A 23,248-nucleotide genomic window follows, 5' to 3' on the forward strand; every position below is an offset into this window, starting at 1 on the left:
CTAGGCAGTCGTTTTATTAACTTTTTCCAGAAGCCTTGTTCTTTTGTTGAATGAACCTCTAGAGAATCGGCTTGTGGATGGTTGCCAGGTGGCACTCTGGTCAGGTTCAACGCATTAATGATCTGAAGGGAGCTTTTGAAATCCAATGAGTGTTAAGGCAAGTGGTGGAAGCTCGGTTGCGCGCCCGCAACTTTATCAAACCGTACCAGTTGCAACAATTTCGCAAGCTGAACAGCAAGACCGCTTTTTAGGCACGACCGAGTTGGGCGAGCTAACGAGCTACTTCAACTCTGGACTCAAACGCCTCGAAATTGCAGAAACGTTAACTCAAAATTCAGAAATTATCGTTTCTCGCGCCGCCAACCGCATTTTCGTGGGTGGTTCACCGATGGCTTTCTTGGAGAAGCCTAGGGAAACCGCGATGGCGACTGCGGGTGGCATGGAAGTTGGTGATGTTCGAGAAGCAATGAAGCTGGGTACTGCAACTTATGTATCCAGTGGTGGTGGCTTCCTAGAGGGATTGCGATCGCTATTTAGCGCTTCTGGTGGTGGCCCAGCCCCAGCAAACTTTAGGCCCATCAACGTCGCCCGTTATGGTCCTAGCAATATGCAAAAGTCTCTCAGAGACTTGAGCTGGTTCCTACGCTACGTGACCTATGCGATCGTCGCAGGCGATCCCAATATCATTGCAGTCAACACCCGTGGCTTGCGAGAAATCATTGAGAACGCTTGCTCTGGTGAAGCAACCATTGTGGCGTTGCAAGAAATGCGCCAAGCAGCCTTGGGTTACTTCCGCAAAGATGCAGACGGAACCAATGTTGTCAGCCAGTACTTTGATGTCTTAATCAATGAATTTAAGGCTCCTAGTCCCTCTGACAAGATCCGTCAACGCCAATCTGGGGATTTGCAAGGGCTACAACTGCCTCAGATTTATTTCAATGCTGCAGAGCGCCGACCCAAGTTTGCAATGAAACCGGGTCTTTCAGCGCTTGAGAAGCAAGACATTGTCAAAGCTGCATATCGCCAAGTTTTCGAGCGTGATATTACCCGCGCTTATTCATTGTCTATTTCTGACCTAGAGTCCAAGGTCAAGAATGGCGATATTTCCATGAAGGAATTTGTTCGCCGTTTAGGTAAATCACCTCTATATCGCAAAAACTTTTTTGAACCCTATATCAACAGCCGGGCTCTAGAATTGGCTTTCCGTCACTTCTTGGGTCGGGGTCCGGGTAGCCGAGAAGAAGTACAGAATTACTTCTCCATCGTTTCTAAGGGTGGTCTGGCGGCTCTTGTAGACGCCTTGGTAGACTCTCCGGAATACTCTGACTATTTTGGAGAAGAAACCGTACCTTACCTGCGTGGTTTAGGTCAAGAAGCTCAAGAGTGTCGCAATTGGGGACCGCAGCAAGACCTGTTTAACTACAGCGCTCCTTTCCGCAAGGTGCCTCAGTTCCTCACTACCTTTGCTGGGTACGATCGCCCACTACCTGACCAACACCCCTATGGTTCTGGTAACGATCCGCTGGAAATCCAATTCGGTGCCATTTTCCCGAAAGAGACTCGCAATCCTAGCGCTAGCCCTGCGCCTTTCGGCAAAGATACTCGCCGGATTTTGATCAACCGGGGTCCTGGCATCAATAATCAACTCAGCAACCCAGCTGCACGAGGTGTTGCACCTGGAACCCTAGGGCCTAAGGTATTCAAGCTGGATCAACTGCCCAGCTTCAGTGGCAAGCGTTATAACCAAAACGCCAGCGTCAAGTTTGCCGAAAGCTCTACCCAGAAAGTAATTCGAGCAGCTTACTTACAAGTTTTTGGTCGCGATGTGTACGAAGGCCAACGCCTCAAAGTCTCGGAAATCAAGCTGGAGAACGGCGAGATTACAGTCCGGGAGTTTGTCCGTCAGTTGGCGAAGTCTGATCTCTTCCGCAAGCTTTACTGGACCTCGCTTTACGTCACCAAGGCAATTGAATACATCCATCGCCGCTTGTTAGGTCGTCCTACTTATGGTCGTCAAGAAACCAATAAGTACTTCGACATCTGTGCCAAGAAGGGTTTCTACGCTCTGATCGATGCCATCCTCGACAGCCCAGAGTACAGCGAAGCTTTTGGGGAAGATACGATTCCTTACGAGCGCTATGTCACCCCTAGTGGCTTAGCTCTTCGGTCTGTGCGGGTTGGTAGTATCGGTGAAACTGGCGCGAAGGTCCAGACTGATGAAACTCCAAGATTTGTAGAGCTAGGTGAAGTTAAGCAAGAACGAACAGAGCCCGATCTACAATTCCGCATCAACCAAGGGGTCAACAAGCAACGCGAACAGACGAAAGTCTTCAAGCTAACTACCACCACGGATAAAACAGCTCTACCCGTTCTTATTCGTGCGGCTTATCGGCAAATCTTTGAGCGTGACATTAATCCGTACATTGTGCGGAACGAGTTCAGCGCTCTAGAAAGCAAGCTCGGTAACGGCGAGATCAACCTCAAGGAATTTATTGAAGCCTTGGGTGGTTCCAGACTGTACATCAAAGAGTTCTATACTCCTTACCCCAACACCAAGGTCATCGAGTTAGGAACCAAGCACTTCTTGGGCCGCGCTCCTAAAGACCAAGCCGAAATTCGCAAGTACAACCAAATCTTGGCGTCTGAAGGCATCCGGGGCTTTGTTGGTGCCATGGTCAACAGTGCTGAGTATGGACAGCTCTTTGGTGAAGACACGGTGCCCTATCGCCGCTTCCCCACTTTGCCTGCTGCCAACTTCCCCAACACTGAAAGGCTCTACAACCAACTCACCAAGCAAAACGATGACTTGGTTGTACCCAGCTTTGAGCCAGTCAAGTCTCGCATGGACATCACTAAGATGCCATTGATGTCTAAGAGCATGGCTGATTTGGCTACCAAAGCTCGTCAGATGGACAAAACGCAGCCTCTATTCCTAGAGTTGGGTCGCTCCTTTACCAATGGATCGGGTCAATCTGTGGAAGTAGGCGTGGGTACTTCTCGCCGCAAACCTGCCCGGATTTATCGCATGAATCCAGGTATGGATCAGGCGGAAACAGCTAACGTAATTAATGCCATCTACTGCCAAGTTTTGGATGTATTTAGCGGCCAAGTTCCAGCAGAATTCCGTCGTTCTGAGTTGGAAAGCAAACTGCGGAACAGCGAAATTTCTGTGCGGGAGTTTGTACGGACTTTAGCTAGCTCTGACATTTACCGTCGCCGCTTCTACACCCCCTATCCCAACACTAAGGTGATTGAGTTCCTCTTCCGTCACCTCCTAGGTCGCGCTCCAGCGACTCAGGCAGAGATTCGTCAGTACAACAAGCTGTTGGCTGACCAAGGTCTCAAGGCTGCGGTAGAAGCAATGATAGATAGCCCAGAATACGCTCGTTACTTCGGTGAGGATGTAGCGCCCTATAAGCGCTTCCCCACCCTTCCCGCTGGTAATTACTTGGGCAGTATCAAGGCGGATGCTGACCTAGTGAAGCAGCCCTGGTCTGACCTATCTCCGTCGAACCTAGGTGGTCGTTCTCGCGACGTTTAGTGTTTCTTGCGGGTTAGAAGACTCCTGCGATTTCTCCAACCTACTTACTCGTAGATGTGTGAGTAGGTTGGCAACTCTCTCATTTATTAAATAGCGGCTCATAAATCTACTCGGCGGGCATTAGCGATTTTCTAATCACAATTGCTCGCTGTTTCTGCTGCGTATCCGTAATGAGTGATTGATAGGTTGCGTAATATTTCTAACTGAAAAGCTGAGCGCAATATTACAAACTATTACGAACAACCTTAGAATGTGAACCTGATGCCGCAAAATATTTGCGGAAGGCAGATTGTTGAGTTGCAAAAATTTGCTGATTGCCAAATCCTGCTAGGGCAAGTTTGCAAGTGAGCACTCAGCGCTCTGAATTACAAATGCCAGTTTAGACACGTCTGGTTACTTTTTCTTTTGGAGGAATCCATCAATGAGTATTGTCACGAAATCCATCGTGAATGCTGATGCTGAAGCTCGCTACCTCAGCCCTGGTGAACTAGATCGGATCAAGAGCTTTGTGACCTCTGGTGAGCGTCGTCTTCGCATTGCTCAAGTTTTGACTGATTCTCGTGAGCGCATCGTTAAGCAAGCTGGCGACCAACTGTTCCAAAAGCGCCCTGATGTTGTTTCTCCTGGTGGAAACGCTTACGGTGAAGAGCTAACTGCTACTTGCCTGCGTGACCTCGACTACTACCTCCGTCTAGTGACCTACGGAATCGTTTCTGGCGATGTGACCCCCATCGAAGAAATCGGTATCGTTGGTGTTCGTGAGATGTACAAGTCTCTGGGTACTCCCGTTGATGGCGTTGCTGAAGGTATCCGCGGCCTGAAGAACGTTGCTACTTCTCTGTTGTCTGGTGAAGACGCTGCTGAAGCTGGCTCCTACTTCGACTACGTGATCGGTGCAATGCAGTAAGGTTTTGACCTTGCCTACGCACAGTCAAAATACTTTTCGAGATTACGTGATTTAAGGAAGCAAAACGATGCAAGACGCAATTACTGCTGTTATTAACTCTTCTGACGTTCAAGGTAAGTACCTAGACACCTCTTCTTTGGAGAAGCTCAAGGGCTACTTCCAAAGCGGTGAACTGCGCGTTCGTGCAGCTACCACCATCAGCGCTAACGCAGCTGCGATCGTGAAGGAAGCTGTGGCTAAGTCTTTGTTGTACTCTGATATCACCCGTCCCGGTGGTAACATGTACACCACTCGTCGCTATGCTGCTTGCATCCGCGACCTCGACTACTACCTACGCTATGCTACCTACGCTATGCTAGCTGGCGATCCTTCCATCCTCGATGAGCGCGTGCTCAACGGTTTGAAAGAAACCTACAACTCCTTGGGTGTACCCATCGCTGCTACTGTACAAGCTATTCAAGCAATCAAAGAAGTGACTGCTAGCCTAGTTGGTGCAGATGCTGGTAAGGAAATGGGTGTTTACCTCGACTACATCTCCTCTGGCTTGAGCTAATCGCTAGATTCTGAGTTCTGAGTGCTGAGTTAGCTTTAATTCAAACTCAAAGCTCAACCCCTTCTGTAAGGTCTGGGAAGTCTAGAGTGAGTGCTAGCTTGTTAAAGACTTGTCTAACTGATAAGTAGATTGGTTTTAGCGGTCTAGTATTGACTCTCGACTCCCAGCCTTCAGCGTATTTAGAGGATTTTTTGGGTCTTGCGAGCGCCCCTCTATATCGAGAAGCTTTGATTTTTATTCGCTATTACATTCGTGATTTAAGCGATCGCATCACGTTTTAACCGCTATAGCGCCTCTAGCAACGTCGCAACTGACTCAGTAAGCATTCTTTCGGACCTCAGCAGACTCTTAGATGCCACCTTCACAGCGACACTTGAGTGACTCAGAAGTTGGTGCTACTTCTCTAAGATTCTGACTTGAACTTCTTTGATCTCCAAACTTTAACTCTGCACCTAGTCAGGAGAAATAACCCATGCGCATGTTCAAAGTTACGGCTTGTGTTCCTAGCCAAACTCGGATTCGTACTCAGCGGGAGCTACAGAACACTTATTTCACTAAGCTAGTTCCCTACGAAAATTGGTTCCGCGAGCAACAACGCATCATGAAAATGGGCGGCAAGATCGTTAAGGTTGAGTTGGCGACTGGCAGACCTGGAACCAACACTGGCCTCCTCTAAATTATTCAGCAACGCCTGCAAAGGCTCTCACTCTTTATTGACTCGGAATACAAGCCTTGAGGCCGTGATGGCCTCTTTTTTATTGCCTATATTTTGCCTTTGTTCTACCCATATTTTTTTGCAGCCTGCGCTACTCTTAACAGATATCTTTGATCGCACACCGATCGCACACTAACTACTCTTGCTGTTTTTGCTGTGAATCTTCGCTATCTGATTCCATTTTTTGACACGTCTGCACAGAGTTGGGCTTTAGAGGCTCGCCTGCTGCGGTGGCTAACTTTTTTATGGTTGATGGTTGGGCTAGCAGCCTTATTTTCTGCCTCTTATCCCGTTGCAGATGCAGATTTTGGCGATGGGCTTTATTACTTTAAACGCCAAATTCTCTGGATTTTAGTGGGTTTAGTGGGATTTAACCTACTGGTGCATTCTCCGCTGCGCTATGCCTTGGGTATGGCTCATTGGTTTGTAGTGTTAATGCTAGGGCTAATTTTTGCTACTTTAGTGCCGGGTCTAGGTACAACCGTAAATGGTGCAACTCGTTGGTTGGCCTTGGGGCCTGTGCCGATACAACCATCGGAGTTGATGAAGCCATTTTTGGTGTTGCAAAGTGCGCGTCTGTTTGGGCAGTGGAACCGTTTTAGTCCTACTTACCGATGGACTTGGCTGGCTATTTTTGCTGCTGTGTTGGCTGGCATTTTGCTGCAACCTAACTTGAGCACCACGGCGCTGTGTGGCATTACCCTTTGGCTGATTGCCATGGCAGCGGGTATTCCTTACGCTTACTTGGGGGGGACTGCTTTAGGAGGGCTGCTTTTAGCCACACTGAGTATCAGTATTAAAGAGTATCAGCGGCGGCGAGTCATTTCTTTTTTGAATCCTTGGGCAGACCCTGCTCAAGATGGTTACCAGTTGATTCAAAGCTTATTGGCTGTTGGTTCTGGAGGAGTTTGGGGGACAGGCTTTGGGCTGTCGCAACAGAAGCTCTTTTACTTACCCATTCAGTACACAGATTTTATTTTTGCCGTCTTTGCGGAAGAATTTGGGTTTATTGGCAGCTTGCTGTTGTTGCTGTTGCTGGGAGTCTACGGCACGTTGGGTCTGTATGTTGCCCTAAAAGCTCGTAAAATTGTGCATCAACTGGTCGCGATCGGAGCCGTCATTTTGATGGTAGGACAGTCGCTCCTCAATATTGGTGTGGCGACGGGGGCTCTACCCACAACAGGTCTACCCTTTCCGTTGTTTAGCTATGGTGGCAGTTCTATGATTGCTAGTCTCCTAGCGGCGGGTTTGTTAATTCGGGTAGCGCGTGAAAGTAGTGAAGCCGAGGTTGTCTCACTATCAGAACAGCGACTTTCAGCTAAAACTTGATTGATCAGTCGGCTGAGCCAGACTTCACCATATCTTTGACCTTTAGCTCAAGGAAACCTCGATAATGGATCATGAGGATAGCGTTTGAGCGAACTGAGTCAGCTTCAGCATGATTGAATTATTGCGGACCCAACTGTACCAACTAGAACAATTTGCCAACCATCTCGTTTCGACACAGTTGACCCATCTGACGGTGACGAGTGTTGTAGTCATTTTTCTGGCTGGACTCCTGACTAGTTTGACTCCCTGTATGCTGTCAATGCTGCCGATTACCATCGGTTACATTGGAGGCTACGAAGCCAAAAGCCGATGGCAGGCAGCTCTGCAATCGACTTGGTTTTCTTTGGGCTTAGCGACTACTTTGGCGGGTTTGGGCATTGTTGCAACGGCTTTAGGTCAGGTTTATGGTCAAGTTGGTCTTGGCTTACCTGTTGTTGTTAGTGCGATCGCCATCCTGATGGGGTTGAATCTCCTAGAAGCCCTGCCTCTCCAACTGCCTTCATTTGATGGTTTTGAGCTAATTCCTTCAGATTTGCCGCCCGGTGTCCGTGCCTATCTCTTGGGCTTAACCTTTGGTTTGGTGGCTTCTCCCTGTAGCACTCCAGTCTTGGCTACTTTACTAGGATGGGTTTCTACCACCCACAAACCAGTCATGGGAGGAGTGCTGCTCTTGGCTTATACAGTAGGCTACTCAGCTCCGCTAATTTTGGCAGGTACCTTCACAGCTTCGATCAAAAAGTTACTAGAACTCCGTCGCTGGTCTAGTTGGATTACCCCTGCCAGTGGAGCCTTGCTGGTTGGATTTGGAGTTTTTTCGCTGCTATTTCGTTTTCTGCCCACCGCAACCTTTTAGAAATGACTACAGACAATACATTTCTATCTAAAATTTTGGATTTAAGGACTGGTCCTCAACGCTTCTTTCAAAAAGAATTGCTGCCGCTGCTAGCAGACTTGCGGTTAGCCATTGTTCTGCTCTTAGCGATCGCGGTAGCAAGCATCTCCGGTACCGTGATTGAACAGGGTCAATCGATCGCCTTTTATCAAGCGAACTATCCAGAAGATCCAGCGCTGTTTGGCTTTCTTACCTGGAAAGTGCTCCTGACGGTAGGGCTAGATCATGTTTACCGGACTTGGTGGTTTTTGGCGATCCTCATTTTGTTTGGGGGCAGTCTGACTGCTTGTACGTTTACTCGCCAATTTCCGGCGCTTAAAGCAGCGCGACAATGGAAGTTTTATGAGCAGCCTCGCCAGTTCCAAAAGCTAGCTCTGAGTGCGGAGTTGGAAACAGGTTCTCTAGAAGCTTTAGTTCCTCTTTTGGAAAAGCAACGCTACAAGGTTTTTCAAGAAGGAGAAAAGCTGTATGCCCGCAAAGGATTGGTAGGGCGGATTGGCCCGATTGTGGTGCATGCCAGCATGTTACTCATCCTGGTGGGGGCCATTTGGGGAGCCATGACTGGCTTTATGGCCCAAGAAATGATTCCCAGTGGTACCACATTTAAGATTCAAAACATTGTAGATGCGGGGCCTTGGGCGGGGGCACAGGTACCTAAGGATTGGTCAGTCCGGGTGAATCGCTTCTGGATTGACTATACGCCCGAGGGCGCGATCGATCAGTTTTATTCAGACTTGTCAGTGCTAGACAGTCAAGGACAGGAAATCAAGCGTAAGACGATCCATGTGAACGAACCGCTCCGGCATAAGGGCGTGACTCTGTATCAGGCGGATTGGGCGATCGCGGTTGCTCAAGTCCGACTCAACAAAAGTCCGGTGTTTCGCTTGCCGATGGGTAAGCTAGAAACAGGCGGTGCAGGCCGTATTTGGGGAACCTGGGTGCCCACCAAGCCCGATCTGAGCGCTGGTGTGTCCCTGGTCGCCAAAGATCTACAAGGTATGCTGCTGATTTATGACATTCAAGGCAAGCTCGTTGCCACCGTTCGCTCTGGGATGGCGGTCGATGTGAATGGAGTAACCCTCTCTGTTGTGGATTTAATTGGGAGTACAGGTCTACAAATTAAGGCTGATCCAGGAATTCCTGCGGTCTACGCTGGATTTGGGCTGCTGATGTTGAGCGTCATGATGAGCTATGTCTCTCACTCGCAAGTTTGGGCTTTGCAGAAAGAGGGTCGCTTTTATGTCGGCGGCAGAACTAACCGGGCTCAGGTTGCCTTTGAGCGAGAGTTGCTAGAGATTCTCGATCGCCTTAGTCAACCCACCTCTACAACTGCTGAGTCTGCGATCGCCACCGAATCTCTAACTCCATCCGCTCGTTAAAAACTCAGCTATTCCTGAGCAAAGGGACAATAACGGTAGAGGGCAATCATAAAAGTTGCCCTCATTGTTTAACGGAGAGATTGTCTAGAAAGGTTTGGGTGGAAAATCTACCCCCATCTCACTCAGTGATCTTTTTGATGATGTACTTCAACAACCGTGTGGACATTACCACGAGGGTTAAAATCACCCTTGATTCGGACTTCTAAAGGATCAGCAGCGGCGACAAAATCATCCAGAATTTGGTTGATGGATTCTTCGTGGGAAATATAGCGATCGCGGTAGCTATTGATGTATAGCTTCAGCGCTTTTAGCTCTACCACTCGCTGATCCGGAACATAGGTGATATGAATGGTGGCGAAGTCAGGATATCCCGAAAACGGACACTTGCAAGTAAATTCTGGCAAGGTGATGCTGACATCGTAACGTCGCCCCAGTCGGGGATTGGGAAAGGTAATCAGTTGTCCTTCATCGATCTGCCGTTCTCCGTACTTCACCTGAGATACGGGCTCATCAGTCGCATCAAGCTCAAATACCATGTCTGGAGAGGCTGGAGAGTGATTCATAGTCATGCAGAGGCAAACGTTGAAGAATGGATGGATCTGAGTTTATGGGCTGTATTTGCAGATTTGTAGCGAATTCCTTGACGGATCTCTGTTAGATTGCTCTAATTTCATCTATTCTGGGGCATAGATCAATTGACTCATTGACTGATGCTGCCCTGTAGGATTTCGGCTCAACCCTATGACATCCCATCTCAATACTAAGCCACCAATGCGCAACGTTACGGCCTCTAGTTACACCGGGCAAGCTGCGGCTAATGGTTATGCTCCCTCAGTGCCAATTTCGGTATACCGCGAGTTGGCGGCTGAATTGCAAGCGACCCGTGCCATGCTTGACTCTCTCAACAACCAGAATCAGCAGCTAGTTAAGCAAAATCAGCAATTACGCACCGAAGTTGACAAAGTCGTACAATCTGCTTTGCAGTTGCAAAAGGTAGCAGGCTCCCACCAACCTCTTAGCCAAAGCGTCATGGGTGGAGTCGCTTATACGAGACCCGATATTGTGGTTGAGCCAAGTTATTTCACGTCTGAGCCTGCTCGGTCAATGCCTCGAAGTTTTAACCCTCACTCAGAACCCATTGAACCTACTGTGGTTTCTGAAAAACTATATACCGAGCAGTCAGAAACGCGGCCTCGGCGTAGCCCTCAGTCTAACCAATCGCCTGAATTGGGCGGCTTTTGGCTTGCAGCCGTTATCTTTTTGATCGTGGTATCCGCCTTTGGGGCAGGCTTCTTGATTGTGCGTCCCTTCTTACCCAGTCGCTAAGCTCGGTATCCCAGGCAGAATAGCCGCTGATACCAATCAGAAAAGCCTGTGTTAACGGCTTAGCTGAGACTATCTCAGCGTGGGAGCTGAAGTTCACACTTTAGGCAAAACTAAATAAATTACAGCCAAGTACGGCGATCGCTTGCTGGGTAGAATGTATTATTTGCTACAAAAAACTTGGTTTCAGCGGTGATAGAAAGTGTCATGCTGGTTAATTGGTAGAAAAACGGTCTGAGGAGTTAAGCACTTGAAAAAAGTTGAAGCGATTATTCGGCCTTTTAAGCTCGATGAAGTCAAAATTGCGCTGGTCAATGCAGGCATCGTAGGGATGACGGTCTCTGAAGTTCGTGGCTTTGGGCGGCAGAAAGGGCAAACCGAGCGCTATCGCGGTTCTGAATACACGGTTGAGTTTCTACAGAAGCTCAAAGTGGAAATTGTGGTGGAAGATGACCAAGTGGACATGGTGGTTGAGAAGATCATCACCGCTGCTCGGACGGGAGAAATTGGGGATGGCAAAATCTTTATCTCTCCAGTTGAGCAAATTATTCGCATTCGGACTGGAGAAAAAAATCTAGAAGCGATTTGAGCCAAAGCAGTCATTTGGTTCTACAGGGCATTCAAGCTTAAGGTTCACCTACTGAGGTGAGCCTTATTTTTTAGAGCGATCGCAATTTTGGGATTAAAGTAGCAAACGCTTTGCCTCGGTGGCTCAGCGATCGCTTCACCTCTGGGGGCATCTCTGCAAACGTGAGGTGCTTTTCGGGTACATAAAACACTGGATCGTAGCCAAATCCGCCCGTACCGCGAGGGGCATGTAGAATTTCTCCTCGGCAAACTCCTTCTGCTTGCAGCGCGATCGAGCCATCCGGACGAGCTACGACCACCACACAAACGAATTGGGCTTGGCGATTCAGCTCACTGCCGAGTTCGATGAGCAACCGTTCTATTCGCTCTCGGTCTGTTTTGCCATAGCGAGCGGAGTAAACGCCAGGTGCGCTTTCTAAGGCTTCTACTTCTAAACCGGAATCATCCGCGATCGCCCATTCTCCCGTGGCTTGAGCGATTTCAGTCGCTTTGAGGCAAGCGTTAGCAAGAAAGGTATCCCCGGTTTCCTCTACGTCGAGTTCAGCTGGTTTGAGTTGTAAGTCCCAGTTGGAACCAGCTAGGTATTCTTGCATTTCTCGCAGCTTGCCAGGATTGCCAGTGGCTACAATCAGGGGTCTCATAAGTCATAAACAGAAACAATAATGCTCCCCTTCCCTAGCAGGGAAGGAGGTGGGGGTTAGGTCAAAAGGAGTTGGCCCAGTTTTTGGCCCAAGCGAGAGTTGCATGGACTTGAGCTAAGGTTGCGGCTTCACAGTATAGGCGGAGGACAGGTTCTGTGCCGCTAAAGCGAATCATTAACCACCGCTGATCGGCTAAGCGGAATTTGTAGCCGTCGGCAGTGTTGCAATCAACAACGGCTTGTCCCGCAATCTCTTTAAGGGGCTGGTTCTGTAGCTGATCTAGTAATTGCGATCGCACGTCCATACTCGCAAGCGGAAGATCCGTGCGATCGTAAGCGGAGGTGAAGTTAGTTTTTTCCTGTAACTGGCGGTAAAAATCTGCCAAATCTAACTTAGATTGCGCGATCGCTTCCAAGACGTACAGAGCAGAAAGTAGCGCATCTCGTTCGGGGATGTGGTGCCCGTAGCCAATGCCGCCTGATTCTTCGCCTCCCAGCAGCACCTGCGTTTCCATCATGCGATCGGCGATGTATTTGTAGCCCACAGCTGTTTCGAAGACAGGTAGGTTGTGTAGAGCCGCCACTTTGGGGATGAGGTCGGAACCGCTGACTGTTTTGACGATTTCGCCTTTGTAGCCCCGACGAGCAGTGAGGTGATCGATCAAAATCGGAATCAGAACTTGAGAGCTGAGGAAGTTACCTTGGCCATCCACTGCGGCAATGCGATCGCTGTCGCCATCAAACACCAAACCAACGGCGAGATTAGAGTGCTCAGTCCGATGGGTTTTGATTTGCCGAAAAAGCTTGTCGAGGTAGCGCGGTAGCGGTTCGGGTGCGCCGCCTTCAAATAAAGGATCGCGATCGCTGTTGAGTTCCTGAATCGGCACGCCTAAAATCTGAGCCAAACCACCTGCTGCGGCTCCGTGCATTACGTCCGCAAAAACGGTTAGTTCTCCTTGGGCGATCGCGTTTTGAATCAGAGCAATATCGACTTTTTGGCGAATCGCTTCACAGTAGCTCGGCCAAGGATCAAAGCTTTGGATTGTGCCAGGTGTAGCGGTGGGAGGGGTTGGATGGTCTAAGAGCGCTTCGATTTGCTGTGTGACTTCTGGAGATACTGAGCCACCAAAGGCTCCTTTGACTTTTAATCCAGAATAGATGCCCGGATTATGGCTAGCGGTAATCACGAGTGCGCCCAGAGCATTTTGTTGCTTGGCAGCCCAACTAAAAGCAGGCGTAGGAGCGTAGGTACTACTTAGCAAGACATCGAAACCTGCCGCTTGTACTGCCTCGGCAGTTGCACGGGCAAATTCTTCCGATAGGAAGCGGCGATCGTGCCCCACAATAATCGTGCGGCTCCCAGTCGTATTGCCATATATTTGAGCCAGAACTTGAGCCGCAATCGGTGCTACAAGTGCCAAACGCTCAAATGTAAAGTCTGCGGCAATGACACCTCGCCAACCGTCTGTACCAAATTTGATTGAGTCGGTTACTGGCACAGAGGAAGGGTGAACCATGCTCAAATTCGCCTCCAAAACACGCTTGCGATCGCTTTTGTTTAAACTGCTCAACTCTAGCATTTGTACTTACGGATGTCTAAAGCACGATGGCGCGATCGCGACCTTGACGCTTCGCTTCATATAGAGCTTGATCCGCTCGTTGCACCGTATCCCAGGCATCTTGATCACCGTTTGGATCTTGCTGAGCCACCCCAAAACTAGCGGTAATTTCTAAAGGGCCAATCGTGGTTTCAAAAGCCGTCGAGCGGATGGCTAATCTTAAGCGTTCTGCAACCTCAAACGCTTTATCTAGCGTCACATCCATTAAAGCAATGACAAACTCCTCGCCACCATAGCGATAAGCCGAGGTGCCAAACCGCAGCTGTTTTTGCAGTCGTTGAGCCAAGCTGTATAGCACTTCATCTCCCACGAGGTGACCATAGGAGTCGTTGATTAGCTTGAAGTAGTCAATATCGCAGACGATCACGCTGAAGGGCGGCTGTAAGTTCCACTGGGCAGGAGCACTGAGTTGAGCCAGTTCTCGCTCTAGCGATCGCCGATTTAGCAGTTGTGTCAATTCATCATGGATGACTTCTAGCTGTAAGGAATTGTTTTGCAAGCGCAGGGTTTCTTGCTTGAACCAAAGACTTTGATAGTGCTGAGCATTGGTTAGAGCTACTGCGGCCTGATCTGCAACCTGCCGAATCGTCTGGAGTTCATCTAATCCATAAACTCGTTCTTTTTGGTAAGACAACAGCAGCACCGCGCCAAAGAACTCATCCTGCACAAATAGGGGCACAATGAGAGCCGCAAGCGCCTGAATTTCTTGCAGCCAACTTAATAAGGAGTCGGCTTCGGGCTGGCTGAGTTCTAGTTCTAAATATGAAGCCGCACCCTGAAGAAACATCTCAACGGTGTCCTGCCATACATCACGGGCAATATAGCGCTTCTCTAGAGCTTGCAAGCAGCGATCGGGATGGTCCCAACTGGCCAGAATATGGACTGGATCGCCCCGTAGATCTACAAGTACACAGCGATCGCTGTTTAGTCCTTGCCCCAGTTCTGCCACAATGCACTCAACGATTTCGTTGGGGTTGAGGCTAGAGTTGAGCAACCGGACAATGCGACCAACCAGAGCCGCTTGTTGTCGCGATTGTTCTAGGCGTTCTCGCCAGTGCAAAGCATGTAGGGCTAAGACCACTTGGCTACAAACAATTTCTAGGGCTTCAACTTCTTCTACGCTCCAAGTTGCAGTGGGTGCGCTGATAGGTTGAACAGCAGGTGCTTTGGGATTGAGGTAAGAGCGTAGAAACGGCTTACGCTTTGTCTCTACAGTGGCAGGTAAATGAGTAGTCGCTTGCGGTAGGTAGCGTTGTAATTGCAGCACAAACCGGAGGCGATCGCCATTCCAGGCAGGCACAATTAATCTTTCTCCCAACACTCTAGCTGTGTGCGAGAGGTGGTGTTGCTCTAACAACCATTGAGGTGACTTTTCTAAATGGCAGATCTGAACTTTGGGTTCCCGTGCGATCGAGGCGTTTAAGTTGACGACCGAAGCCCTAGTGGTCACTGGAACTAAACTAAGCTCCTGCTGCAAGTTGTGTAAAGCGCGCCCCGTACCATACACTTGAATGCCGTCAGCAGTTCCAGGGTCAAACCCCGTCCAGAGTAAGCACTCGACTTGATGCTCGGCGGCGATCGCTTCCACCACTTGTCGTAGCAGGGAGTCTGCTGAGTCGAGATTAATCACTGCTGTTTCTACCAGAGGATAGATGTATTTCCAGCTAGGCTGCCTGAATCTTGATTGGAGCATTTGAGGATCACTAACTTGTACCTTTGCAGCACCCGTGAACTTCTATCTTAGGAACCGAAACTTGATCTTAGAAACTAGCCGAAGGATTGCAGTAGAGCAAAAATGGTTTCTGAATGGGTTTAAAGAACAGATGTTTTTAGCTCTCTAAATTCCCAAACCTTAAGCAAAAGCGATAAAATTTTTTACATAGACGGATATGCAGTTCTGTAGTGGTTGATCTAGCGGTTGGTTTTAGGTTTCAGGTGCATCTAATCCGCAGATAAACTAGCTAGACTAATTAGAGCCAGATCCTTAAGAAAAATAATCTGCCATCTCTGCATCTCCTATTGAGGCTACTTAAGCTTTTTAAGTGGAAATACAGGGATTTAAGGAAATTGGCGACTTCTGCATTTGACTCTAAACGCTGTATACCTCTTTTATCTTGAGGTAGAGGTTGGGCAAAACTTAGCTTTATTTAGATTGGTTGAATATTGAGCAACCTAGACGTTGTATCTTCGTCCATATACTTGTCTAGTAAAACATTTAACGGGTGATCATCTTGCTTTTATTCAAATTTATTAATTCGTTATTTTACAAAATCTAAACCCGTGAAAGTAGTTGAGAATTTATGTCCTCTGAAGTAAATAGCTCTCCTATTCACCCCCACTGTCAAGCTTTTTCTGTAGACACTGAGGCTCTAGATTCTTCAGAAGGAGAGCTATTAGAGTTGGAGCTGTACAAACGCCAGCGCCATCGCAACTTAACAACTCAACTCCAACAGCAAGTTAAGCTTTCTAATTTGGTTAATCAAATTAGTAATGAAATTCGCAGCACGCTGGATTTAGAAGAAATTTTGAACTCTGCTTGCCGTTTGCTGGGTCAAGCGCTGAATTGTAGCCGAGCCAGTATTTTAGTTGTAGAGCCAGATGAAGAAGATTATTTAACGACTAAAGGCGAGTTTAACCAGGGAGATTACCCTTCCCAACTAGGGCTAAAGGTACCTATAGTTGGCAATCCTCACTTACAAACCTTGCTCGCTCAACAGGGAGCCTTGGCGCTTACTCGCTTTCTTGACTTTCCAGGCTTGAATGGGCCAACCAGGGAAGTGGCTCAGGGCTTAGAAATTCGCTCCATGATGGCTTTGGCAACTCGCTACCAAGGTAAAGTTAATGGCATTATTGGGCTGCACCAATGTGATACTGAGCGAGAATGGACACCTTGGGAGATTGAACTGCTTGAAGGTGTGGGTAGTCAGTTAGCGATCGCGATCAATCAAGCTTGTCTTTATAGCGAAACTCGTCGTCAGGTGGAGCAAGAGTCTCTGCTGCGCTTAGTGACAAATCAAATTCGCAGCACCTTAGACTCTCAGACCATTTTGCAAACTGTGGTGCGGGAAGTGCGACACTTACTCGACACTGATCGGGTTGTCATCTACCAATTTCTGGAAGCTGACTGGCAAGGTGAAGTTGTAGTCGAGGAAGTTGTTAGCCCTTGGATGTCAGTGTTGGGGCAAATAAGCCAGGACAAATGCTTTTCATCTAAGTATGCTCAGCAATATCAAGGTGGCCGAGTTCGAGCGATTCATAACATTTTTGAGGCTGGCTTAGATCCTTGTCACGTTAACTTTCTGGAGCGTTTACAGGTTAAGGCCAACTTGATTGTCCCTATCATTATTCGCTCAAAGTTGTGGGGGCTGTTAATTGCTCAGGAGTGTAGCGCGCCTAGAGTTTGGCAGACTTGGGAAACTGAATTGTTGCAGCAATTAGCAGACCAAGTGGCGATCGCCATCCAACAAGCCGAATTGTACGCTCAGGTGCAAACAGCTGCGACTCAGTCTCAAGCTCAAGCTGAAACTCTCAAAGCCACCCTAGAAGAACTGCAAGCGACACAAATGCAGTTGCTTCAGAGCGAAAAGTTATCCAGCTTGGGGCAAATGGTGGCGGGGGTTGCTCACGAAATTAACAACGCCATTACTTTTATCCATGCCAATCTGCCTTATGCCCAACGGTATGCCACGGCCCTGAATCAGGCGATCGCGCTTTACGAAGACTGTTGTCCTAATCCTCCAGAAGCGATCGCTGAGCTGATTGCTGCGCAAGAACTAGACTACGTGCGCGAGGACTTTCCTAAACTGATTAGTTCGATGGAAGAAGGCACCAAGCGGATTCGGGAAATTGTTTTAACCCTGCGTAACTTTTCCAGGCTAGATGAAGCAGAGCGCAAGGCCGTTGATTTACACGAAGGCATTGAGAGTACCTTGGTGATCTTGCAGCATCGGGTTAAAACAGGAGTCAAGCTTGATAAGCTCTATGGTGAGCTACCCCTCGTAGAATGCCACGCTGGACAAATTAATCAAGTTTTTCTTAACCTGCTGACCAATGCCCTAGATGCGGCTGGGGAAAAAGCACATATTAGGATTCGAACTTGGCATGTAGCGAACCAAGTCACGATCTCCATTCGAGATGATGGACCAGGCATTCCCTTAGAGTTACAAGAGCGCATCTTCGATCCTTTCTTCACAACCAAAGAAATCGGGAAAGGAACGGGTTTAGGCTTATCGATTTGTTATCAAATTGTGGTTAAAGGGCACAAAGGTCAACTGCAATGCTGTAGCCAGCCAGGGGCGGGTGCTGAGTTTCGAGTCGTTCTACCCGTGTCTAACAGCGCTAAAGCGACTAACTCTAATAATCAACAACTCAAAACTGGCTGAAGAAGAAGTTATCCAGTGTGAAAGGAGCGTCAGACTCAAACATGACGCTCGCAATTCCTGGTGTTTGTAATGCCAGAGGCTGTTGGGGGAGGGGCGCGAGTTCAGCCTGAGCGTTCGCCCATATATATTGGTAAGAGCCGATGCTAACTCGCTCTAAAACTACACCCTGACTATCAAGCCCGGTGAGAGTGACGGGCCGAGTGCCACTAACCAAGGCTTGCACGATCGCTACAGGGCGGCAAAATTGTGCCCGAATTCCAAGCTGGAATGTGGAGGGCATCAGCACTAAGCAGCCAGAACTGGGAAAAAAGATTGGATTAGAAGGGCAAATAGCGATCGCGCCGACAAACTGAATACCTAAGCTAGAATACTGATTTTCTAATCGTTCAAATTCAATGAGATCTTCAAAATCAAGTTGAGTGGGTCCCAACCTAAGAGGTGTGACTTCAGCCGCAGTGGCGCGGACTAAATCGCGTCTGCTGGTAGGAGGTGCAAGGGGCTGAGAAAATTCAGGGTGCGACTTCAGGAAAGAAAGCATTATATTTAGGTTTGGGATGCACTACCTTGGCTCTACAACTAACTTACGCGGAATTCCGTAAGAGCACTGAGCAAACTGTGTCAGTTCCTTGATTGGTTCTGACAGAGGCGATTTTACCGTTGCGATGCAACAGTAAGAGGGTAGTTTGGGAGTGAGTAAAGCTGCTACTTGAATCAGATCAGTTGAATAAAGATTTAACTAGAACAAGTTAAATTTGTAACTTTAGATGCACCCCGAAAAATAAGTATTATTCCTGAGACGATTCGTGTAGATATTTTCTCTATCCTATTACTACCACGCTCTTTTTATCAGCCTTCCTTTTTTCATAAACTTTGACAATCTTTCCTAAGGGGTAAAGTGGTTACTCCGAGTTTACTTAATACGTAGCGTGGGCTTTAGCTACCAGCTTCTGCTTGATGATTTTTACTCTAGCGACTGGCGATCGCCCCATCCTTGAAACTTCAAAAGTGGGCAACTAGGCCAAAAAACTTCCAGCAACTCAACATTGATGTGTTAATTAATGGGTCGCTTGAAGGAGCGTTTTGACACCAGCAAGAAGTTGGTTGATGCGTTCTTTGGGGATTGGAACTGAAACTTTAGCTACTTTGTTGGGTTAGAACCGTTAATAGAGGGAGCGATCGATATGTGACAATCGACAAATTGTCTGAGTAGGTCGCCTGAGGCTTCGTTTTATCCCGATGCACCTCTACGACCTGTGCAATTACTGATACTGTGCAATTGCCGATCGTGAGATATTCAGCTCAATTCATAAACGATTCCGATAAAATGACTGGGATCACGCTCTTCAATCTGAGGAGTGAATGAGGCGCATGGATTTAAACCAACTAAACAGTGCTTTTACGCTGTTTCTGAGTTTGTTAGTTGAGGCATTCCCCTTCCTGATTTTGGGGGTGGTGTTCTCTGGCCTGTTGTTGTTCTTTGTGGATGAGCGCAAGCTGATCAAGCTCATGCCTAAGCATCCTTTGTTGGGAGCTTTTGCAGGGAGTTGCGTTGGGTTTTTGTTTCCCGTGTGCGAATGCGGCAATGTCCCGGTAGCTCGACGGCTGCTAATGCAGGGGGCTCCCGCTCCTGTGGCGATCGGATTTTTGCTGGCAGCTCCGACCATTAATCCCATTGTGTTTTGGTCAACCTGGGTGGCTTTTCGTGACCAACCCGAAATTGTGTTTCTGCGGGTGGGATTGTCTTTAGTCATCGCCACCATTATTGGCTGGGTCTTTAGTGCTCAAGCAGACTTGAGGCCATTGCTACAACCTACAGTAGCCAGAGCGATACCAACTAGGAGCGAGGAGAGAGGAAGTAGGGGGCAGGCTGAAGTCTCGCCTTTACTACAATCTGGAACCTTTCTGCTAGGCCAAACGGGACAACCCCTGCGCATGGACACGACTGAACTTCAGGCATCAATGGTTGCTGCTGCCACTTTCAACAAACCTTTGCCCGATCGCTTGTATTTGCTACTGGAAAACACGGTGCAAGAACTGCGGGAATTGGGTGGTGTGCTCATTCTAGGGAGTGCGATCGCCGCTCTGATTCAAGCCTTTGTACCCAGAGAACTGATTTTGGGTTTGGGCCAAGGTCCGATCACTTCGATTTTGGCGATGATGCTGCTGGCAGCGCTCGTGTCAATTTGCTCGACCGTCGATGCATTTTTTGCTCTCTCGTTTGCCTCTGTCTTTACCAGTGGCTCTTTATTGGCTTTTCTGGTCTTTGGGCCCATGATTGACCTGAAAGGGGTCGGCTTAATGCTGTCCATTTTTAAGACCAGAGCAGTGATTTATCTCTTTGCTTTGGCAGCCCAGTTAACCTTTTTGTCTACCCTCTTCCTGAACCTACATGTCAGCTGAGTCTTCTTCTGCCCGCCGTCGCCGCAGAAGTGAGCGATGGGCTATTTCCTGGTTGCCCTGGTTGGATGTAATTGCCATTACCGCTTGGGGCGTTTTACTGCTGAAGTACTGGATTACTGGCAGGCTTAATCTGCTGATTCACCCTAACTACACTTGGCTCGCGATCGCAGGTGGGGTGAGTTTACTGTTAATTGGTGGCAGCAAAGCCCTGACGCTATTACCGCAGTTGTTTCCGCGTCGTAATGGGGCTGTTCCAGCCCAGAGTGTGCAGCATCTCTCGCTCTTTCCACCGGGATGGAGTAGTACCTTGCTGCTGGTGACTGCGATTTTGGGATTTCTGATCATCCCCCGCGCTTTCGTCAGTCAGACCGCACTGCAACGGGGGGTTACAGATACTCTCACCATGACTAGGGCTCATCCCCAGGCCTTCCGGACTTCCATTGACTCAGCATCGCGATCGCTAATTGAGTGGGTGCGGACGCTCAATGTCTATCCCGAACCGGATGCTTACACGGGCCAAAAGGTCAAAGTTCAAGGCTTTGTCATTCATGCGCCGGATCTGCCAGAACAATATTTTCTGTTGTCCCGCTTTGTGATTACCTGCTGTGCTGCCGATGCTTATCCAGTCGGTTTGCCTGTCAAGTTGAAAGAAAGCCGCAAGGATTATCCACCGGATACGTGGCTAGAAATCGAAGGGCAGATGATCACAGCGGAGCTAGCTGGAAAACGCCAACTAACGATCCAACCGAGATCGATTAAGCAAATCCCGGAACCTAAGAATCCCTACGATTACTAAAGCTCAGTGAAAAAGCCAGGTGGTAAAGGAGTATTTTTCACCCTGAACCACTGGTAATGATTGGTGAGGATGGGTGTAGTAGGACGGAAATACTAAAACACTGCCAGTTTCAGGTTTAACTTTTAAGTCTTGGCGATCGAAAAAGGTTTCGCCTCCTTCAAAGTCATCGTTCAAATATCCAACAATACTGATATCGCGCGTAGGAACGCCTTGAGCTACTTCTTCAAAGCGATCGCCCAGGAGCAAGTTGTCAATATGACGTTTGTAATACTGACCAGGTTGATAGCGCAAAATGGAGCAAGCCTCTGCATGGGGAAACGCCACATCGTAATGTTGCAGTAGAAGTTGTTGAATCACAGCGATCCGGGTCAGTAGCAGCTGATGGGTGGATTGCAGTAACGAGTCCGGACTATCTAGAGATAACAAATCATTGCTACGAATTTGAGCGTTTACTGTCGCCACCTCAATTCCTGCTGCCTGAAACTGATGGCAGTTCACGACCTGTAAAATGTGGGTGCATAACGTGACATCTAGTAACTCTCGCACCAAAAAGATGTCAGCTCCCAAGGGTGTTAAAGTGTAATCCACGAATCACTGCCCCACTATCGACGCGATCGCTACATTTTAGCAACGAGCTTTTATGCAGAAGGCGAACCCCACCCCCTCCAAGTCATTTCTCCAACCCCTTGATCGCGTGGCGATTGGGTTGATGTTGGTGTTGGCAGTTTTAATTAGCTTATTACTTTGGAATGGCGATCATTCCGCTCCTAGAATCCGGGACTTCAACTGGGAAAACAAGCAGATTGGGGCGGCGGATACCGCTTTTATCTTCACTTTTAGTCGTCCGATGGAGCAAGCTAGTGTAGAAGAGAACCTGAGACTAGAGCCTCCTCTACCTGGCAAATTTAGTTGGGCGGGTCGCCGGATGGCTTATACCTTAACGATGCCAGCTCCTTACGGCACCAAGTACCAGATCCAATTACAGGATGCTCAAGATCGTTTTACCGCAGAAGGTAAAAATCGAGCTGTAATCCAGCCGTTTCTCAGCCAGTTTCGGACCCGCGATCGCGCCTTTGCCTATATCGGAGTAGAAGGAGAAGAGGAAGGACGGCTGATTCTCTACAACCTGACCCAGCAGCAAAAGCGGGTTCTGACCTCAAAAAATCTGATGGTGATGGACTTCAAGCCTTACCCAGCAGGCGATCGAATTTTATTTGCGGCGACTGAGCGGAAAGCAAATCGTCAGGGTGCCTTAGATCAAAAACTGTATAGCGTCACGACTGGCTTGCACTTTGCCTCCCCCGACCAACCCACGCCAGAGCCGGAAAAAGCGGGTCAACTCAAGCTCGTTCTCGATAGCAAAGAGTATCAAAACCTCAAGTTTGACCTCTCAGCCGATGGACAAACAATCGTGGTTCAACGGGTGAATCAACGCAACCCTGGAGACTTCGGCCTCTGGCTCCTCAAAGAAGGAGCAGCTCCCCAACCGATACAAACGCAACCTGGTGGCGATTTCTTAATCACGCCCGACAGTAGTGCTTTGGCCTTTGCCCAAGGACAAGGACTAGCCCTCTTACCCTTACAACCCCAAGCTGACCCCTTAGATTTCTTACCCAAATTTGGCATGGTCCTCAGCTTTGCCCAAGACGGTTCTGCGGCGGCAATGGTGAAGTTCAATACCAACTACACGAAATCATTGTTCTTGGTGACCAACCAAGGTGTGCAAAAAGAGTTGCTGAAAACGGAAGGCTCGATTTTGAGCGCTCAATTTGATCCGACTAAGCAAGTTCTCTATTGCCTACTGACAGAATTAATCCCAGGTAACGACTACCGAGAACGCCCTTTTTTGGTTGCAATTAACTTAAGCACTGCGGAAGCTAAGCCTTTATTGCGTTTACCAGATGGTCAACGGGATATCAAAATGAACTTATCCCCCGATGGTTTAGGTTTCCTGTTCGATCAAACAATTGCTGCTAAGGAAGACGGATCGGCGACTAATGCTCTCCGCACGAATGATGGGAAGGCGATCGCCACAAGTCGGTTGTGGTTATTGCCCGTTACTCCTCCAGGAACCACCGAGGCTCCAGTTCAAATGCAACCAGAACAGCTGCCCCTCGCTGGGCTCCATCCCCGTTGGCTGCCGTAACTAAATATGCCAAGGTGATTTTGGTCTGCTTCCCACTC

General features: G+C 48.5%; 19 protein-coding genes. 13 read left to right on the top strand and 6 right to left on the bottom strand.

The annotated features are described in order from the left end of the window. Positions 1-145: 145 nt before the first annotated feature. The 7 genes from KME12_20305 (at position 146) to KME12_20335 (ending at position 9,316) form a co-directional block, all read left to right on the top strand. Positions 146-3,541, top strand: a complete 3,396-nt coding sequence (locus KME12_20305) for a phycobilisome rod-core linker polypeptide (protein ID MBW4490129.1) — start codon at positions 146-148, stop codon at positions 3,539-3,541. 421 nt (positions 3,542-3,962) lie between these two features. Beyond that, the gene (gene apcA / locus KME12_20310) at positions 3,963-4,448 is read left to right on the top strand and encodes an allophycocyanin subunit alpha (GenBank protein MBW4490130.1); all 486 of its coding nucleotides are present in this window, start codon (positions 3,963-3,965) and stop codon (positions 4,446-4,448) included. 67 nt (positions 4,449-4,515) lie between these two features. Then, positions 4,516-5,001, top strand: a complete 486-nt coding sequence (gene apcB, locus KME12_20315) for an allophycocyanin subunit beta (GenBank protein MBW4490131.1) — start codon at positions 4,516-4,518, stop codon at positions 4,999-5,001. 472 nt (positions 5,002-5,473) lie between these two features. Further along, on the top strand, positions 5,474-5,677 hold the full coding sequence (locus tag KME12_20320; GenBank protein ID MBW4490132.1) for a phycobilisome linker polypeptide: 204 nt from the start codon (positions 5,474-5,476) through the stop codon (positions 5,675-5,677). A 195-nt stretch (positions 5,678-5,872) separates the two neighbouring features. After that, the gene (locus KME12_20325) at positions 5,873-7,045 is read left to right on the top strand and encodes an FtsW/RodA/SpoVE family cell cycle protein (GenBank protein ID MBW4490133.1); all 1,173 of its coding nucleotides are present in this window, start codon (positions 5,873-5,875) and stop codon (positions 7,043-7,045) included. A gap of 109 nt (positions 7,046-7,154) precedes the next feature. Continuing rightward, positions 7,155-7,898: a cytochrome c biogenesis protein CcdA gene (locus KME12_20330; GenBank protein MBW4490134.1), complete on the top strand. Its 744-nt coding sequence runs from the start codon at positions 7,155-7,157 to the stop codon at positions 7,896-7,898. A 2-nt stretch (positions 7,899-7,900) separates the two neighbouring features. Then, positions 7,901-9,316, top strand: a complete 1,416-nt coding sequence (locus KME12_20335) for a cytochrome c biogenesis protein (GenBank protein MBW4490135.1) — start codon at positions 7,901-7,903, stop codon at positions 9,314-9,316. Positions 9,317-9,438: 122 nt separating this feature from the next. On the opposite strand, the gene queF is transcribed toward KME12_20335, so the two are convergent. Further along, positions 9,439-9,852 (bottom strand): preQ(1) synthase, encoded by a 414-nt coding sequence (gene queF / locus KME12_20340; GenBank protein MBW4490136.1) that lies wholly within the window; start codon positions 9,850-9,852, stop codon positions 9,439-9,441. A 205-nt stretch (positions 9,853-10,057) separates the two neighbouring features. Between queF and KME12_20345 the strand changes: the two genes are divergently transcribed. Together KME12_20345 and KME12_20350 are read left to right on the top strand one after the other, a co-directional pair. Beyond that, positions 10,058-10,642 (top strand): hypothetical protein, encoded by a 585-nt coding sequence (locus KME12_20345; protein ID MBW4490137.1) that lies wholly within the window; start codon positions 10,058-10,060, stop codon positions 10,640-10,642. Between the two features lie 247 nt (positions 10,643-10,889). Beyond that, complete coding sequence (locus KME12_20350; protein MBW4490138.1) at positions 10,890-11,228, top strand: P-II family nitrogen regulator; 339 nt, start codon at positions 10,890-10,892, stop codon at positions 11,226-11,228. A 70-nt stretch (positions 11,229-11,298) separates the two neighbouring features. Here the strand turns inward: KME12_20350 and rdgB are convergent, their stop codons facing one another. The 3 genes from rdgB to KME12_20365 form a co-directional block, all read right to left on the bottom strand. Further along, positions 11,299-11,868 (bottom strand): RdgB/HAM1 family non-canonical purine NTP pyrophosphatase, encoded by a 570-nt coding sequence (gene rdgB / locus KME12_20355; GenBank protein MBW4490139.1) that lies wholly within the window; start codon positions 11,866-11,868, stop codon positions 11,299-11,301. 61 nt (positions 11,869-11,929) lie between these two features. Beyond that, positions 11,930-13,384 (bottom strand): phosphoglucomutase/phosphomannomutase family protein, encoded by a 1,455-nt coding sequence (locus tag KME12_20360; protein ID MBW4490140.1) that lies wholly within the window; start codon positions 13,382-13,384, stop codon positions 11,930-11,932. A gap of 79 nt (positions 13,385-13,463) precedes the next feature. Then, on the bottom strand, positions 13,464-15,179 hold the full coding sequence (locus KME12_20365) for a sensor domain-containing diguanylate cyclase (protein ID MBW4490141.1): 1,716 nt from the start codon (positions 15,177-15,179) through the stop codon (positions 13,464-13,466). 607 nt (positions 15,180-15,786) lie between these two features. Between KME12_20365 and KME12_20370 the strand changes: the two genes are divergently transcribed. Beyond that, entirely contained in the window at positions 15,787-17,868 is a 2,082-nt protein-coding gene (locus tag KME12_20370) for a GAF domain-containing protein (protein MBW4490142.1), read from the top strand. On the opposite strand, the gene KME12_20375 is transcribed toward KME12_20370, so the two are convergent. Further along, the gene (locus KME12_20375; GenBank protein MBW4490143.1) at positions 17,855-18,406 is read right to left on the bottom strand and encodes a hypothetical protein; all 552 of its coding nucleotides are present in this window, start codon (positions 18,404-18,406) and stop codon (positions 17,855-17,857) included. The two genes, KME12_20370 and KME12_20375, sit on opposite strands and share 14 nt — an antisense overlap. An 830-nt stretch (positions 18,407-19,236) precedes the next feature. Between KME12_20375 and KME12_20380 the strand changes: the two genes are divergently transcribed. Both KME12_20380 and KME12_20385 read left to right on the top strand, forming a co-directional pair. Continuing rightward, positions 19,237-20,268, top strand: coding sequence for a permease (locus tag KME12_20380; protein ID MBW4490144.1), 1,032 nt, complete (start codon positions 19,237-19,239; stop codon positions 20,266-20,268). After that, entirely contained in the window at positions 20,258-21,064 is an 807-nt protein-coding gene (locus tag KME12_20385; GenBank protein ID MBW4490145.1) for a TIGR03943 family protein, read from the top strand. Before KME12_20380 ends, KME12_20385 begins: the two co-directional genes overlap by 11 nt. A 3-nt stretch (positions 21,065-21,067) precedes the next feature. On the opposite strand, the gene KME12_20390 is transcribed toward KME12_20385, so the two are convergent. Further along, on the bottom strand, positions 21,068-21,652 hold the full coding sequence (locus tag KME12_20390) for a 2OG-Fe(II) oxygenase (protein ID MBW4490146.1): 585 nt from the start codon (positions 21,650-21,652) through the stop codon (positions 21,068-21,070). A 52-nt stretch (positions 21,653-21,704) separates the two neighbouring features. On the opposite strand from KME12_20390, the gene KME12_20395 reads away from it, so the two are divergent. Further along, positions 21,705-23,210: an Ig-like domain-containing protein gene (locus KME12_20395; protein ID MBW4490147.1), complete on the top strand. Its 1,506-nt coding sequence runs from the start codon at positions 21,705-21,707 to the stop codon at positions 23,208-23,210. Positions 23,211-23,248 lie beyond the last annotated feature (38 nt).

Origin of the sequence: Trichocoleus desertorum ATA4-8-CV12, assembly GCA_019358975.1 — a bacterium.
In the GTDB taxonomy this organism is placed as follows: Bacteria; Cyanobacteriota; Cyanobacteriia; order FACHB-46; family FACHB-46; genus Trichocoleus; species Trichocoleus desertorum_A.